Source organism: Candidatus Protofrankia datiscae, assembly GCF_000177615.2.
GTDB lineage: Bacteria > Actinomycetota > Actinomycetes > Frankiales > Frankiaceae > Protofrankia > Protofrankia coriariae.
Genome location: NC_015656.1, coordinates 974,935 through 989,417 on the forward strand (window position 1 = coordinate 974,935; position 14,483 = coordinate 989,417).

Below are 14,483 nucleotides of genomic sequence, written 5' to 3' on the forward strand. Positions count from 1 at the left end.
CTGCGACCCCATGGGCTTGTCGATCGGGATCGTCGGACTACCCAACGTCGGCAAGTCGACCTTGTTCAACGCGCTGACCCGCAACGACGTGCTGGCCGCGAACTACCCGTTCGCCACCATCGAGCCGAACGTCGGCGTCGTCGGGGTTCCCGACCCCCGCCTCGACCGGCTCGCCGAGGTCTTCCACAGTGCCCGCACGGTGCCGGCGACGGTGAGCTTCGTCGACATCGCGGGCCTGGTCCGCGGCGCCTCCGAGGGGCAGGGGCTCGGGAACAGGTTCCTGGCCAACATCCGTGAGTCGGACGCGGTCTGCCAGGTCGTCCGGGTCTTCTCCGACCCGGACGTCGTCCACGTGGACGGCCGGGTCGACCCCGCCGACGACATCGCCACCGTCAACACCGAGCTCGTCCTCGCCGACCTGCAGACCATCGACGCGCGCCTGCCCAGACTGGAGAAGGAGGCCCGGGTCGACAAGGGCAGGCAGGGCCTGCTCGCCGCCATGAAGCACGCCCGTGAGGTGCTCGACGCCGGTCGCACCCTCTCGTCCGAGCCGGGTGTGGACAGGGCGGCGCTGCGGGAGCTGTTCCTGCTGACGGCCAAACCGTTCCTGTACGTGTTCAACGTGGACGAGGACGCCCTCGCCGACACCGGCCGGCTCAAGGAGCTCGCCGCCCTGGTCGCCCCCGCCGACGCGGTGGTGCTGTGCGCGAAGGTCGAGGCCGAGCTCACCGAGCTCCCCGACGAGGACGCCGCCGAGCTGTTGGCCTCCCTCGGCCAGTCCGAGAGCGGCCTGGCGCAACTGGCCCGGATCGGCTTCCACACGCTGGGCCTACAGACCTACCTGACGGCCGGGCCGAAGGAGGCCCGGGCCTGGACGATCAAGGTTGGCGCGACCGCGCCCGAGGCCGCGGGTGTCATCCACACCGACTTCCAGCGCGGGTTCATCAAGGCCGAGGTGGTCTCCTTCGGCGACCTGACGGCGGCGGGCTCGATGGCCGCCGCCCGCGCCGCCGGCCGCGTCCGTGTCGAGGGCAAGGACTACGTCATGGCCGACGGCGACGTCGTCGAATTCCGTTTCAACGTGTAGTCCCGCCCCGCCTCCGCCCGGCTGCCGGATGGTCCCGGCGGAGGGACCGTCCGCAAGGCGTCAGGCACGCTGGCCGCCTCGGGCGGGTGTTCCGCGGGGCAGAGGGCGCTGCCCGGATCGACAAATGCCTCGGCCTGGCCGGCGAGTGCTCCGCGGGGCGGGGACTGTCCTTTCCGCGGCAGCATCCGCCCGGAGCGGGTTGGGGTGGCTGGGGCTGAGCGCCGGCTGGGGCCGCGCGCCGGCTGTCCTGTCGCCCGCGGGCGGAGGCGTAGGTGAAAAGCGTCAGTATGACGCCTGTTTCCACCTACGGGCGCGACGGCTGTAGGTGGAAACAGGCGTGGGAGTGACGGAAACCACCTACGGATTTCGCCGGTTAGCGGCGGACCAGACGTTTTCGGTCGGCGCCCCAGACGTCCCAGGCGGATTTCCGGTTACCGGTGATGTCGTTGTCCTCGAAGAGCCCGGCACCGTTGTCGTAGACGAACACGCCGTGCTCCTGGGAGTTGGTGATGCGGTTGCGACGGATCGTCGGGTTCCCACCGGACTCCACCGCGACGTTGGACCTGGCGTTACCGGTGATGTCGTTGTTCTCGAACAGCCCCGCGCCGTTGTCGTAGACGTGCACGCCGGCGTTCTGGGAGTTGGTGATGTGGTTGCCGCGGACAGTCGGGTTCCCGCCCGACGCCACGGTGACGTTGGGCCAGATGTTGCCGGTGATGTCGTTGTTCTCGAACAGCCCTGCGCCGTTGTCGTGGACGAAGACGCCGCTTCGCCGGGAGCTGGTGATGCGGTTGCCGTGGACCCTCGGGTTCCCACCCGACCTTACGGCGATGTTGGACCTGGCGTTGCCGGTGATGTCGTTGTTCTCGAAAAGGCCGGTACCGTTGTCGTAGACGAAGACGCCGCTTCGCTGGGAGCTGGTGATGCGGTTGCCGCGCACTCTCGGATTACCACCCGACGCCACGACGATGTTGGACCGGACATTGTCGGTGATGTCGTTGTCCTCGAACAGCCCGGCGCCCTTGTCGTAGACGTGGACACCGCGGCCGGAGAGGTAGTGGACACGGCAGCGGTGGACGTGGGGGTCGGCGTCGTTGTGGACGGCCACGCCGGCGGACGCGCTCCCGCTGATGTCACAGCCGTCCAGGACGAGCCGGCCGGTGCGGATGTCGACCACCGCCTCCTCGCCCGGCTGCCCGGTCGCCCGCAGCGTCAGCCCGCGCACCGAGCCGTTCGCCGCGGTGAACAGCACCACGCTGCCCGTACCGGCCACCACGGTGATCTCCTCGACCGGGCCGTCCCCGACGATCTCCAGCGGTTTGTCGAGGATGAGCGGCCCGGGGTAGAGCCCGGGGCGGACCACGACGCGGTCGCCGGGCCGGGCGGCGCGGATCGCCGCGTCCACCGTGGTGAAGTCACCCCGGCCCAGCGCGTCGACCACGTGCACCCGCACCGGCCGGCCAGCCCGCCGGCCCGCCGCGCCGCCGCCGGGCGTGCCGGGGAAGCTCGTCCCGGGGGCCGGCGCGTCCACGGCGAGCGCGTCGCGGATCCGGCGCGCCAGCGCGGCTGTCGCCCGGCGGCTGCCCGGGCTCGACAGGTCCCCGAAGCGGCGTTCCCGCCAGTCGGTGTACTGCCGGGCCGCCAGCGCGGCGAGCAGGGTGTCGCCGGCGGCCCGTCCTGGTGTTTCCAGCTCCGGCACGCTGATCCAGTACACCGGTAGGATCAGGTCGGTCCGGCGCAGCCGGCGTTCCCGGTCGAGGAAGCGGGCCATCTCCCGCCGGCACTGCGGGCTGGCCACGAACGCCGGGGTCACGATCGGTATGAAGAACGTGACCGCGTCCAGGGAGCGGTTGATCCGCTCCTCCCAGGCCTGGCCCCAGGTGATGTCGTCCCGGTCCTGGAAGATCTGTAGCTCGCGGCGCCCGGTCTGCGCGCGCAGCTCACCCTCCAGCCGCCGCCGGAATGCCGTGATCAGGCCGCTGTCGTGCTCGTCGTCGTCATGGGCGTAACTCAGGAAGGCCGCTGGCTCGCCATCCGATCGACCCGCCACCCGTGCTCCCCGACAGCTTTCCGTCCGACAACCCAATATGCACTCTATGTGATCAATATAAGACTGAGAGTGATTTCTCAATGTAAATCTTGTCGATGGGGGTGAGGATGGGGCGGGTGTCGGTGGCGAGGGGTGGGCTCCGTGCGGCGCCGCCGCGCCAGTCGCGGCGGGGCTGAGCGGCGGGGCTGGACGGTGTGGAACGGGCGCCGACAACGGCGCCGGTCGGGTGTGGTGTTGAGTGGGTTGCGGGCGCTGAACGGGTTATGTGCCGGCGTCGGACGGGTCCGCGATGCCGTGTTGGCGCAGGATGTCGGAGATCCGGGATGCCAGGGCGATGTCGAGATCGGTGACACCCCCTTGCGAGTGCGTCCAGACTGTGAAGATCGTCACTCCAGGCGCTCGGTCAACGACGGGGTGGTGATTCATCTCGTTCGCGACGATCGAGATCTTTTCGACCGCCTCGTTGGCGGTCTCCTCGTCCATGGCGACCCTGCGGACGATCGTCGATGTGTCGCCGCTCCACCCCGGCAGTGTGCTGAGGGCGTCGGCCACGCGGTGTGCGTCCAGCTTGGTGGGCATGGAGGAACCTCCGTCTGGTCCGGCCGGGCGGCCGTCGGGTGGTGGCCGCCTTTGCTGTGCGTTTGCTGTGCGTCCTCTTCGCAGCGGGGAGACCCCGCTCGTTACAGTGTCGTTCGTTATGGAGTCGTCCGGCATCCCACGCGTGGTGGTGGCAGCGGCGCTTGTTGATATTCGAGAGCGGGTGCTGGCATGCTGTAGGCGAGGTCCGTCCGCGCTCGCCGGCGGCTGGGAGTTCCCCGGCGGCAAGGTCGAGCCCGGCGAGGACGAGGTCGCCGCTCTCGTCCGTGAGTGCCGGGAGGAGCTCGGGGTCGACGTCGAGGTCGGCTCGGTCCTCGGCGAGGTGCCCCTGCCGGCGGACGGCTGGGTGCTGCGGGTGCGTTTCGGGCGGATCATCGCGGGCGAGCCCAGGCTGATCACCCATTCGGCGCATCGCTGGCTGGCACGGGACGAGCTCGACGACGTCCCCTGGCTGGCCCCGGACGCGCCGCTCATCGAAGATCTTCGTCGCTACCTGGGCACGGCGCCGCCGGATACCCGGTCCGGCGTCTGATCCGGCGTCTGACTGATCCGACATCTGGCCGGGACGCCTGTCTGATCAGGCAGCGGACCGGCAGCGGGCCGCCAGAGTCAACGGATAGTATCGATGATTACACTTTCTGTTGTCGTCAGCCGTCAGGCCGCCGGTGTCCGTACCATGATGGTGGACACTCGCGGGCCGAGTTCGGACACGACCGTCTTCCTGGCGTTCCTGCCCGGCGCGCGGTGTGTCCCGTCGAGGCGGCGTGTCCCGCCGGGCTGGGCGGCGCGTCCGCTCATCGTGGCGGCGCGGCCTCTGTCTGGCATCACCACCGTCCGGCGTAATCATCGTTCAGCGTCAACTGTCCAGAGCACCATGTCCAGCCAGGGGCGGCCGCCCCACGTCACCATCGGAGCCCGTCACCGTGTCTGTCCGTGCCGATCTGCGTAACGTTGCGATCATCGCCCATGTCGACCACGGCAAGACGACGCTCGTCGATGCGATGCTGCGGCAGTCCGGTGCCTTCGGCGAGCACTCCGAGGCCACCGACCGGGTGATGGACTCGATGGACCTCGAGCGCGAGAAGGGCATCACGATTCTCGCCAAGAACACCGCGGTCCAGTACGGCGACGTCACGATCAACATCGTGGACACGCCGGGCCACGCGGACTTCGGCGGCGAGGTCGAACGCGGCCTGTCCATGGTGGACGGGGTCGTGCTGCTCGTCGACGCGAGCGAGGGGCCACTGCCGCAGACCCGGTTCGTCCTGCGCAAGGCGCTGGAGGCCCGGCAGCCAGTCATCCTGGTCATCAACAAGGTGGACCGCTCCGACGCCCGGATCGCGGAGGTCGTCGACGCCACCTACGAGCTCTTCCTCGACCTGGACGCGGACGAGAGCCAGATCGACTTCCCGATCGTCTACTGCAACGCCAAGGCCGGCCGGGCGTCGCTCAACCGCCCCGCCGACGGCGGCAACCCGGACTCGCCCGACCTCAAGCCGCTGTTCGACGTGCTGCTGACCACCATCCCGGCGCCGGTCTACGACCCCGAAGCACCCCTGCAGGCGCTGGTCACGAACCTTGACGCGTCGCCGTACCTCGGGCGGCTGGCGCTGTGCCGTGTCCACAACGGGACGCTGCGGCGCGGGCAGACCACCGTGCTGTGCCGCGCCGACGGCCGCGTCGACCGGGTGAAGATCAGCGAACTGCTCGTCACGAAGGCACTGGAGCGGGTGCCGGGCGAGCAGGCGGGGCCCGGCGACATCATCGCCGTCGCCGGCATCCCCGACATCATGATCGGTGAGACGCTGGCCGACCCGGACGACCCCCGGCCGCTGCCCGTCATCACCGTGGACGAGCCGTCGATCAGTATGACGATCGGCATCAACACCTCCCCGCTCGCAGGCAAGTCCGGGACGAAGCTGACCGCGCGGCTGCTGCGCAACCGGCTGGACGCCGAGCTGGTCGGCAACGTCTCCATCCGGGTGCTGCCGACGCAGCGGCCGGACACCTGGGAAGTTCAGGGCCGCGGCGAGCTGGCGCTGGCGATCCTGGTGGAGCTGATGCGCCGGGAGGGCTTCGAGCTGACCGTCGGCAAGCCGCAGGTCGTCACCAGGGAGATCGACGGCAAGCGGCACGAGCCGGTCGAACGGCTCACCATCGACGCCCCCGAGGAGTACCTCGGGACGCTCACCCAGCTGCTGGCCGTCCGCAAGGGGCGCCTCGAGCAGATGGTCAACCACGGCACCGGCTGGATCCGGATGGAATATCGGGTGCCGGCCCGGGGGCTGATCGGCTTCCGCACCGAGTTCCTGACCGAGACCCGCGGCACCGGGCTCATGCACCATGTCTTCGACTCCTACGAGCCGTGGTTCGGCGAGCTGCGCACCCGGGCGACGGGGTCGATGGTGGCCGACCGCGCCGGCGTGGCGACCGCCTACGCCCTGTACAACCTGGGGGAGCGCGGCACCCTGTTCGTCGGGCCGACCACCGACGTCTACGAGGGCATGATCGTCGGGGAGAACTCCCGCGCGGACGACATGGACGTCAACCCCACCAAGGAGAAGAAGCTGACCAACATGCGTTCGTCCACCGGGGACGAACTGGTGCGGCTGACCCCGCACCGGCAGCTCTCCCTGGAACAGGCGCTGGAGTTCTGCCGGGAGGACGAGTGCGTCGAGGTCACCCCCGGCCCGGTCCGGCTGCGCAAGGTCGCGCTGACCGCGGCCGAGCGGGAGAAGCTCCGCTCCCGCCGCCGCGCCGGCTGACCCCGGCGGCCTCGTCCGCCGCAAGTCCTCATCCCTCCTGAGATCTCATCCGCTGTAAAGCGTCCCGCTATAGGGCGTCATCCGCTGTGGAGGGTGTGTTCGATGAGGAGGGCCGCGCCGAGCTCGAGGATGTTCTCGGACAGCGGTCTGCCCAGCAGTTCCTCGGCCTGTGCGAGCCGGTAGCTGACCGTCTTGTGGTGCACGTGCAGCAGCCGGGCGGCGCGTGTTCTGCTGCACCCCTGGGAGAGGAACGTCAGCAGCGTTTCGCGCAGCCGCCGGCAGTCCTCGTTGCGGCGGCCGAGGGCGCCGAGACGTTCGTCCGCGAGCCGCTGGGCGCGGCCGGGGTCGGCGCACAGCAGCGCGGCGAGTTCGACGTCACGGTGCCGGACCACGCCGGCGCCGGCCTGCCCGCTCAGCCGTGCGACGCGCTCGGCATCGCGGGCCTGGTAGTGGGACCGGCGGAACCCGGCCCGGCCCCGTCCCACGGATCCCATGCCGCCGAGCGTTCCGACCAGTGGAGTAGCCGCGATCCTGGCCAGGGTGTCCTCGTCCGGCCGAGCCGGCCAGCCGAACCAGGCCCACCACGTGCCGTCGCCCACCGGCAGCGTGAGTACCGCTGACGCGGCCGCGGCGCCCAGGTCGTCCAGCGCGCGCCGGACGTCGCCACCGGCGCCGGTCGGCGCGAGCACCATTGCCACGTGATGGGCCCGCACGTCGTAGCGGAGCAGTGAGCTCACCGCGATCTCGTCCACCGGGTCGTCAGCGACGAGTTCACAGATGAGGTCGCTGGGCGCGCGGCGCTGGAAGACACGCGGGACGTGTCCGCCGAACTCGGCGTGGTACTCGTCGACCAGGTGCGCGCAGGAGTGGTCGACGAACGTGAAGATGTGCTGGGAGGACAGCGACAGGACCTCGCGCAGCAGGTCGAGGTCGACCACCCGTTCGCCGACGTGGGCGCTCCACTTCTGCCAGAGCAGCCCGTGGCCGTAGTGGTAGGCGCGCAGCAGGTCGGTGACGTCCCCGCCGCCGAGGATCGAGTGGCGCAGCAGGTTGCGGGCGCCCAGGGGCGGCTCGATCGCCGTGGCCGGGATGCCGAAGGCCAGCGTGGAGAAGATCGCCCCGACGTTCTGGTCGGTGCTCTCGCGCACCGCGTCGACGGCCGCCGGCGTCCGGTTCGGTACCAGGGTCGGCTGGCCGGCGAGAACCTGTTCGGTGATCTCGGCGGCGATCTCGGCGGAGCGCAGCAGCAGTTCGTGTGCGCAGCGCTGGATCGCTTCCGTGGCGGATGTGTACTCGGCCGGTTTCGGAACGTCTAACGCGGGCTCCGTGTCACGCTTCCCGGGCATCGGCCGAGCGTAACAGTTTCTCCAGTGAGAAGTGGTGTACGTCACATCGAGCTTGTCCCTTCTGCCGGCTCCTCTGCTCCGTTCGGGACAGCCCACCCCCGCACCGCGGGATGCCGCCGGTCGCCGCTGGCGGTCCGGGTGACGCCCGTCCCACAGCCTTGCCAATGCCGGATATTGGCGCGCCGATCGTGCTCCGCCACAATTCCTGCCAACAGGAAAACCGGCGCGGCCGAAACAGGTGAAAACCTTTCCCGCCGCGCGGGAACACATACCCGACGATGCGGGGGCCCGCATGCTGACCGCTGAAAAAATCCCACCCCGGGGCCATGACAAAAATGCGCCCCAGCCAGCCTGGATCGAACATCTGCGTGGCCGCTACACCACCGAGAGGGAGGTCGACGCGATTCTCACCCGTCGGCTCGGGCGACGCGCTGGCCCGGGTTATGCGCCGCAGTCCCTGGCCACGCTGCGGGCCGGTGTGGAGGCGCTGCTGCGCGACGAACTCGACGAGCCCTTCACCGTCCTCGACACCCGCTGGCTGACCGGCGGCGCGTCGAAGGTACAGATGGCCTTCACCCTCGACTGGGTCGAACCGGGTGTCGGCCGCACCGGACGCCGATGGTCCTGCGGATGGAACCGGCCGAGTCGATCGTCGAGACCAGCCGATTACGGGAATTCCAGCTGATCAGGGCCATGCAGGGGGTCGTGCCGGTGCCCCCGGCGTACTGGGTCGACGCGGACGGCAGCCACCTGCCCTATCCGGCATTGATCTACGGTTTCGTGCCGGGGGCGACCAAGCCCTCGACGGCGACCAGCGGTGTCAGCGGGCTCGGCATCAACTTCGGGCCCGCGTTGCGAGGCCCGCTGGCCTCGCAGTTCGTCGAGCATCTCGCCGCCGTCCACACGTTCGACTTCAGCGGCGCGCAGCTCGGCGCATTTGACGTCCCGCAGGTCGGGACGCAAAGCGTGGAATGGGGCCTGAACTGGTGGGCCCGTGTCTGGGAGGAGGACTGCGGCGAGGAGGTGCCCCTGATGAACCTCGCCGCCCACTGGATGCGCCAGAACATGCCGCCGGCCGACCGCATCTGCGTCATCCACGGCGACTACCGGGCGGGGAACTACCTGTTCACCGAGGCCGACGCCCGCATCTCGGCGTTGCTGGACTGGGAGCTCGGCCGGCTCGGCGACCGCCACCAGGACCTCGCCTACCTGGCCACCCCCGTCTTCGGTCACCTCGCGGAGGACGGCGTCACCTTCCTGGCCAGCGGCCTGCTGCCGCCCGACGAGCTCTACGAGGCGTACGAGAAGGCGTCGGGGCTCACCGTCGACCCCCGCCGGCTGCATTTCTACAAGATATACAACGCGTTTTTCCTCACTGTCCTGACGCTCGGGACGGGATATCGGATCGCCCGCGGCGGGAAAACGCACCAGGACGTTCTCGTAGCCTGGCTGATCGGGATTGGGAGTCTGTTGCTGGACGAGATCCGCGTGCTTCTCGAGAAAGGTTTCTGACAATGATGGTGCGCCCTGACATCCAGCTCCGGACGATTATCAGGGCAATGACGGAGGTTGTCCTGCCCGCGGTCGACCCGGCCAACCAGATGGCCCAGGAACAGGCCCGGGTGGTGGTCGGCACCCTCCTGCTGATGGCCGAGCGGTTACCCCTGCAGTTCCAGTTCGACCGCGACGAGCTACAACGGCTGACCGACTTCGCCGAACAGCTCGCAGGGGTGGCGAGCGGGGGGCCGCGGACATCGGATCTGATCATCCGCCTCGCCGTGGACGCGCGGGCCGGCAGAGATGTCCTGGAGCGCGCGAAGGCCGACCCCGCCGAGCTGGTGGACACCGTCCGCCAGCTGCGGGCCGTCGCGGGCGCTGTCGTCGACACCGTCTTTGCCGACGACGCCGCCGCGTCCTGTCGCGACGCGGTATGGCACGCGGTGCTGACCATGTCCCGCGATCAGCTCGTCCGGGAGCGGGCGTGGGTCCTGCCCCAGGGATTCGAGCAGGACCCGTCGAGCCTGCCGTCCCTCGACAGCCTCCTCGGGACGGCCGCTGCCACCAGGTAGAGCCCCCCACCTGGCTACCCGGCGCCGGCCTCGCGCGTCCCGGCATCCCGGCCATGCCCGCTGGGCCGGGACGTGGCCCCGACCGGCCCAGCCGTCCCGTCCGTGCCTCCTGTCCGCGTCCTGTCCGGGTCCTGTCCAGGTCCTGTCGATGGCCGTTCCGCGGACGGAGTACGAGCCGAAGGAAACCATCATGAGCGCCGATCTCGCACGCTTCGAGGGTGTTGTCTCGGACGACAACCAGCCTCTGTGGAACCAGAGCTACTACCTGAACTTCTACGACCCGCGGACCCGTGTCGGCTGCTTCGTCCGGATGGGTCTGCTGGAGAACCAGCGGCACGCCAACAACTGGCTGATCGTCTTCCGGGACGGTCTGCCGGTCTTCGTCCGCACGAACCTCACCCTGCCCTACACCGACGACCGTCCGGAGAAGGGCATCGCCCTGGCCGGTGTGCGCATGCGGTCGCTGTCCCCGCTGTCGAGCACCCGGGTGACGTTCGCCGAAGGCGATTTCAGCCTCGATCTGCGGTGGGACACGACCTACCCGCTTGCCGACTGCATCGCCCTGACCCGGGACGCGGAGGGCTCGTTCGCCCGGGAGATGGCCCAGGTCCATCTGGAGGGCCCCTGCACGGTCGCCGGGCAGGTCACCGTCCGGGGCAGGCGGACCGAGGTCACCGGCACCGGGTTTCGTGACGTCGCCGCTGGTGTCCGTAACTGGGACGGTGTCCGGCACTACCGTCTCGCCTGGCCGGTCTTTGACGACGGCACGGCGTTCGCCGGCGTCCACGGCGTGTCGACCGGGGGCGCCGACGCCTACATGCGGATGTTCCACGACGGCCGGGAGTGGCTGCGCGTCACCCGTATCGACGATCACAACGAGTACGCGCCCGGCCCCTTCCAGGTTTCGCGAATGGACTGGGCGTTCACCGACGAGAGGGGGCGGATGTCCGGTTTCACCGCCCGGCCGCTGTTCAGCTGGTTGCTGCCCCAGGACTCGTTCGTGATCTGTGAGCAGATGATGGAGTACCGCCTGGCCGACGGCACGCTCGGCTACGGTCTGTGCGAGGGCGGTTTCCGGCTGCCATGGAGCGTCCCGAGCCCGACCGGGCAGCCCGACGGGAGCAGCCAGGTGGCGGTGGGCGGCGGGCAGGGCAGCGGCTGACGGCACCGGCTGGCAGTACCGGTTAACGGCACCGGTTGGCGGCACCGACTGATCGAGCCGGACACACCCTGCCCCGTCCGCGGTCGTCGATCTCGTACGGTCGTCGATGTGAATGCCATCGGTGCGAATGCCCCGGGGGACGCCCCTGGGGACGCTCCCGGGGACGTCGCCAGTCGCGTCCTCGGAGACACGGTGTCCGCCCGCCGTCCGGCCGGGCCGCCCGCGCGGCGGGTCATGTTCGTGCACGCGCATCCCGATGACGAGGTGATCGGGACGGGTGTGACCATGGCGTCCTACGCGGCGGCGCCGGACACCACGGTCACCCTGGTCACCTGCACGCTGGGGGAGATGGGCGAGGTGCTCGTCCCGGAGTTGGTCAACCTGCGGTCGGATCTCGGCGACCAGCTCGGCGGATACCGGATGGGGGAGCTGGCTGCGGCCTGCGCGGCGCTCGGTGTCAGCGACCAGCGCTTCCTCGGCGGGGCTGGCCGCTGGCGGGACAGCGGCATGATGGGGACCCCGGGCAACGACGACCCACGCTGCCTGTGGCGGGCCGACCTCGACGTCGTCACCGCCGCGCTCGTCGGCATCGTCCGGGAGGTCCGTCCGCAGGTGCTCGTCAGCTACGACGCGAACGGCGGCTACGGGCATCCCGACCACATCCGCGCCCATCAGATCACCGTGCGTGCGTTCGACGCGGCGGCCGACCCGGATTTCACGCCCGAGGCCGGCTCACCGTGGCAGCCGCTGAAACTGTACGAGACGGCTCTGTCGCGGTCAGTGCTCCAGGCTGGGATCGACTACTTCCGGTCGTCGGGCACCGGCCAGGAACTGCTCCCGGGAGTGGAGTCGGCCGAGGACGTGCCGACCACAGTGCCGGACGAGGCCGTCACCACCGAGATCGAGGCGAATCCCTACTATGAGGCGAAGGTCGCGGCGATGCGGGCGCACGCCACCCAGATGACAACGGATGGTTTCTTCTTCGCGCTGGCGGACGGTATCGGCCATCGCGCATGGGGTACCGAGCACTATGTCCTCACCAGGGGCAGGCGAGGGCCGGGTGCCGGGCCGTACGGGCGGGAGACCGACCTGTTCGCGGGGGTGGATCTCGATGTCCGTGACTGAGCGCCGAGCCGGCCGGGCGAGTGGAGTGGGACATGGCCAGGGCGGCCGTGCGGGCGGGGGGCACATGGCCGGTGAAGATCTTGAAATGTCCCGCTTATTCCTGGGGTCGGCCTACACGTTCGGTGCCTTCGGAGGGCTCGCGCTAGGCCTCTACGGGGTGTTCCTCGTCCCCGCGGGCCCGCGTCCCGGTGGGGTGCTGCTGTCGGTCGGCATCGCCGTTGCCATGGTCGGGAACACCGGCCTGGCGGTGCTGGCGCGCTGGCTGACCGGTACCCGGCTCGGCGCTGTGATCCCGCTGGCCGGCTGGGTGCCGATCGTGCTGTGGCTGGCTGCCGCGCGCCCCGAGGGGGACCTGCTGCTGCAGGCCAAGGCCGCTGGATACCTGTTCATGGTTCTCGGCGCACTCGCGCCGGTGGTCGTGGCGATGATCGGGCTGCCGCCGCGCGGCCTGTCCGCCGTGCCGCTGCCCGGTCCGCGCAACCAGTGACCGCCGCGGGCCGGGCCTGGCCGGTCCGGTTCGGTCCGGTTCGGTTCGGACACGGTCGGTCTTCCCGTCTTCCCAGTTTTCCGGCCCTGCCGACTCGCCGCGGGGCTGGCCGAGCCGGCCCCGAGCAGTTTCAGGGCTGGTCCGGAGCGGGCTAGTTCAGGCGTGCCCGGGCGGCGTGCGCGGCCTCGCGGGCGGCCGCCGCGGCGGCCGGTTCCAGCGGCCCGACCGCGTCGGCGAACGCCGTGAGATCCTCGGCGCCGCCCAGGAAGTCGCCGAGACGGACGAGCAGTTCCCCGCGTTCCCGGCGCAGGTGCACCGGGTGATGGGGCAGCAGCAGGGACAGCTCGACGGCCCACAGCCGCGTCGTGGTGGCCTCCGTCCGGGCAGCCCAGACCCGAATGTTGCCCAGCACCCGCATCAGCAGATCCACCGGGCTCATCGGCGCGAGGTACGCGCGGGTGAACGGCACCCCGGTGGAGCGGACCCGTTCCGCGGCCTCGTGCACCGTGATCAGCCGGCCGCCGCAGAACGGGTCGACCAGGACGTTCCGGCTGGGCGAACCGATACCGACGATGACGTGCCCGGGCAGCCCGACGGGATAGGCCGGGATGCCGAGGCGGCGGGCGACTTCCACCCAGACCACGGACAGCATGATCGGCAGACCGCGCCGGCGGCGGAGTACCGAGCTCAGCAAGGAGGCGTACAGGCTGTCGTAGTCCGTGGGATCACCGTGGAATCTGCCCCGTACGCCGAGCGACTGCCGCAGGATCTCGGCGGCGGTGCGCACGTCCAGGCCGGCGAGTGTCTGGCCGGCGGTCGGCCCTTCCGCCGTGCCGGCCGCGCCACCAGCGCCGCCGGCCGGGCCGCCAGGACCGCCGACGCTGTCGGGATCCCGCACGGTGACATCGGCGAGACGGCCGGTCTGCGCGGCCAGCGCGTCCAGCTGGGCGAGCTCCCGCACCGGGTCGAGGCCCGGCTCGGCCTCGGCCTCGATCAGCAGGCAGGCCAGGCCGAGATCGACGGGCTCCTGTCGGACGGCTTCGGCAAACTGGCGTCGTGTCCGTATGGTCATTGCGGGTTCGCCTCCGTCTGCCCCGCGGCCTGCTCCGAGCTGGACCGGCGTACCGGCTGTGGCGGGACCCGCCGCCCGGCGACCAGATCTGTTTCGGCGACTCTCACGATAGAACCGTCCCTGGTGCGTATCGTCAGGCAGTGATCGGTCCAGGACAGCAGCTCCCCCACGACGTCGGTCAGTGGCAGGGGCCCGGCGACCCGTCGGCGGATCGATACCCTGGCGCCGGCGTCAGCAGGAGTGATACGGACGACATACACGACAAGCGAACGCCCTTGGTGTCGACACGGAACCGTTCAGGTCGATACTAAGGAATCAGTCGCCCGTGAGCCGAGGAGGAACAACCGGTGACCTACGTCATCGCGGAGCCTTGCGTCGATGTGAAGGACAAGGCCTGCATTGAGGAGTGCCCGGTCGACTGCATCTACGAGGGCGGACGGATGCTTTACATCCAGCCTGACGAGTGCGTCGACTGCGGAGCGTGCGAGCCCGTCTGCCCGGTGGAGGCCATTTACTACGAGGACGACGTGCCTGACCAGTGGAAGGGCTTCGCGGACTCGAACGCCCTGTTCTTCGAGGAGCTCGGCTCGCCGGGCGGGGCGTCGAAGGTGGGGGCGCTCGACTTCGACCCGCCCAGCGTCGCCACGTTGGCGCCGCAGGCCGAGTCCTGACCGGGCCCGTGGGGCCTGCCGCGGCCACCGGGCTTCGGCAGGCCCGTCACCG

General features: G+C 70.1%; 16 protein-coding genes. 10 read left to right on the top strand and 6 right to left on the bottom strand.

What is annotated here, in order from left to right:
* Window positions 1–10: 10 nt before the first annotated feature.
* The gene (ychF, locus tag FSYMDG_RS04060) at window positions 11–1,087 is read left to right on the top strand and encodes a redox-regulated ATPase YchF (RefSeq protein ID WP_013872318.1); all 1,077 of its coding nucleotides are present in this window, start codon (window positions 11–13) and stop codon (window positions 1,085–1,087) included.
* A gap of 373 nt (window positions 1,088–1,460) precedes the next feature.
* Here ychF and FSYMDG_RS22665 read toward each other — a convergent pair whose 3' ends face one another.
* Window positions 1,461–3,137, bottom strand: coding sequence for a right-handed parallel beta-helix repeat-containing protein (locus FSYMDG_RS22665; protein WP_013872319.1), 1,677 nt, complete (start codon window positions 3,135–3,137; stop codon window positions 1,461–1,463).
* Between the two features lie 261 nt (window positions 3,138–3,398).
* Entirely contained in the window at window positions 3,399–3,716 is a 318-nt protein-coding gene (locus FSYMDG_RS04070; protein WP_013872320.1) for a 4a-hydroxytetrahydrobiopterin dehydratase, read from the bottom strand.
* A gap of 118 nt (window positions 3,717–3,834) precedes the next feature.
* On the opposite strand from FSYMDG_RS04070, the gene FSYMDG_RS04075 reads away from it, so the two are divergent.
* Complete coding sequence (locus FSYMDG_RS04075) at window positions 3,835–4,266, top strand: (deoxy)nucleoside triphosphate pyrophosphohydrolase (protein WP_013872321.1); 432 nt, start codon at window positions 3,835–3,837, stop codon at window positions 4,264–4,266.
* Between the two features lie 122 nt (window positions 4,267–4,388).
* On the opposite strand, the gene FSYMDG_RS26720 is transcribed toward FSYMDG_RS04075, so the two are convergent.
* Window positions 4,389–4,559, bottom strand: a complete 171-nt coding sequence (locus FSYMDG_RS26720; protein ID WP_165001381.1) for a hypothetical protein — start codon at window positions 4,557–4,559, stop codon at window positions 4,389–4,391.
* 98 nt (window positions 4,560–4,657) lie between these two features.
* On the opposite strand from FSYMDG_RS26720, the gene typA reads away from it, so the two are divergent.
* The gene (typA, locus tag FSYMDG_RS04080) at window positions 4,658–6,499 is read left to right on the top strand and encodes a translational GTPase TypA (protein ID WP_013872322.1); all 1,842 of its coding nucleotides are present in this window, start codon (window positions 4,658–4,660) and stop codon (window positions 6,497–6,499) included.
* A 77-nt stretch (window positions 6,500–6,576) separates the two neighbouring features.
* On the opposite strand, the gene FSYMDG_RS22670 is transcribed toward typA, so the two are convergent.
* Complete coding sequence (locus FSYMDG_RS22670) at window positions 6,577–7,845, bottom strand: PucR family transcriptional regulator (protein WP_013872323.1); 1,269 nt, start codon at window positions 7,843–7,845, stop codon at window positions 6,577–6,579.
* Window positions 7,846–8,137: 292 nt separating this feature from the next.
* Between FSYMDG_RS22670 and FSYMDG_RS27355 the strand changes: the two genes are divergently transcribed.
* From FSYMDG_RS27355 to FSYMDG_RS04110, 6 genes are all read left to right on the top strand, one after another.
* Entirely contained in the window at window positions 8,138–8,530 is a 393-nt protein-coding gene (locus tag FSYMDG_RS27355; protein ID WP_013872324.1) for a hypothetical protein, read from the top strand.
* Window positions 8,476–9,357, top strand: coding sequence for a phosphotransferase family protein (locus FSYMDG_RS04090; RefSeq protein ID WP_013872325.1), 882 nt, complete (start codon window positions 8,476–8,478; stop codon window positions 9,355–9,357). The genes FSYMDG_RS27355 and FSYMDG_RS04090 overlap by 55 nt, the downstream gene beginning before the upstream one ends.
* Before the next feature lie 47 nt (window positions 9,358–9,404).
* On the top strand, window positions 9,405–9,914 hold the full coding sequence (locus FSYMDG_RS04095) for a hypothetical protein (protein ID WP_131772141.1): 510 nt from the start codon (window positions 9,405–9,407) through the stop codon (window positions 9,912–9,914).
* A 190-nt stretch (window positions 9,915–10,104) separates the two neighbouring features.
* A complete protein-coding gene (locus tag FSYMDG_RS04100) occupies window positions 10,105–11,076 on the top strand; it encodes a DUF7065 domain-containing protein (RefSeq protein WP_193353092.1) in 972 nt (323 codons plus the stop codon).
* Window positions 11,077–11,310: 234 nt separating this feature from the next.
* Window positions 11,311–12,201, top strand: a complete 891-nt coding sequence (mshB, locus tag FSYMDG_RS04105) for an N-acetyl-1-D-myo-inositol-2-amino-2-deoxy-alpha-D-glucopyranoside deacetylase (RefSeq protein ID WP_050803673.1) — start codon at window positions 11,311–11,313, stop codon at window positions 12,199–12,201.
* A gap of 85 nt (window positions 12,202–12,286) precedes the next feature.
* A complete protein-coding gene (locus FSYMDG_RS04110) occupies window positions 12,287–12,688 on the top strand; it encodes a DUF6113 family protein (protein WP_237702981.1) in 402 nt (133 codons plus the stop codon).
* A gap of 151 nt (window positions 12,689–12,839) precedes the next feature.
* Here the strand turns inward: FSYMDG_RS04110 and FSYMDG_RS04115 are convergent, their stop codons facing one another.
* Entirely contained in the window at window positions 12,840–13,760 is a 921-nt protein-coding gene (locus FSYMDG_RS04115) for a transglutaminase-like domain-containing protein (RefSeq protein WP_013872330.1), read from the bottom strand.
* Entirely contained in the window at window positions 13,757–14,020 is a 264-nt protein-coding gene (locus FSYMDG_RS29965) for a putative acetyltransferase (RefSeq protein WP_013872331.1), read from the bottom strand. The genes FSYMDG_RS04115 and FSYMDG_RS29965 overlap by 4 nt, the downstream gene beginning before the upstream one ends.
* A gap of 87 nt (window positions 14,021–14,107) precedes the next feature.
* Between FSYMDG_RS29965 and fdxA the strand changes: the two genes are divergently transcribed.
* Window positions 14,108–14,431: a ferredoxin gene (gene fdxA, locus FSYMDG_RS04125; protein WP_013872332.1), complete on the top strand. Its 324-nt coding sequence runs from the start codon at window positions 14,108–14,110 to the stop codon at window positions 14,429–14,431.
* The last annotated feature ends 52 nt before the right edge of the window (window positions 14,432–14,483 follow it).

Coding starts and splice junctions, on each gene's coding strand:
- ychF (WP_013872318.1), top strand. CDS start 11: ATGGGCTTGTCGATCGGGATCGTCGGACTACCCAACGTCGGCAAGTCG.
- FSYMDG_RS04070 (WP_013872320.1), bottom strand. CDS start 3,716: ATGCCCACCAAGCTGGACGCACACCGCGTGGCCGACGCCCTCAGCACA.
- FSYMDG_RS04075 (WP_013872321.1), top strand. CDS start 3,835: ATGGAGTCGTCCGGCATCCCACGCGTGGTGGTGGCAGCGGCGCTTGTT.
- FSYMDG_RS26720 (WP_165001381.1), bottom strand. CDS start 4,559: ATGCCAGACAGAGGCCGCGCCGCCACGATGAGCGGACGCGCCGCCCAG.
- FSYMDG_RS22670 (WP_013872323.1), bottom strand. CDS start 7,845: ATGCCCGGGAAGCGTGACACGGAGCCCGCGTTAGACGTTCCGAAACCG.
- FSYMDG_RS27355 (WP_013872324.1), top strand. CDS start 8,138: ATGCTGACCGCTGAAAAAATCCCACCCCGGGGCCATGACAAAAATGCG.
- FSYMDG_RS04090 (WP_013872325.1), top strand. CDS start 8,476: ATGGAACCGGCCGAGTCGATCGTCGAGACCAGCCGATTACGGGAATTC.
- FSYMDG_RS04095 (WP_131772141.1), top strand. CDS start 9,405: ATGACGGAGGTTGTCCTGCCCGCGGTCGACCCGGCCAACCAGATGGCC.
- FSYMDG_RS04100 (WP_193353092.1), top strand. CDS start 10,105: ATGAGCGCCGATCTCGCACGCTTCGAGGGTGTTGTCTCGGACGACAAC.
- mshB (WP_050803673.1), top strand. CDS start 11,311: ATGTTCGTGCACGCGCATCCCGATGACGAGGTGATCGGGACGGGTGTG.
- FSYMDG_RS04110 (WP_237702981.1), top strand. CDS start 12,287: ATGTCCCGCTTATTCCTGGGGTCGGCCTACACGTTCGGTGCCTTCGGA.
- FSYMDG_RS04115 (WP_013872330.1), bottom strand. CDS start 13,760: ATGACCATACGGACACGACGCCAGTTTGCCGAAGCCGTCCGACAGGAG.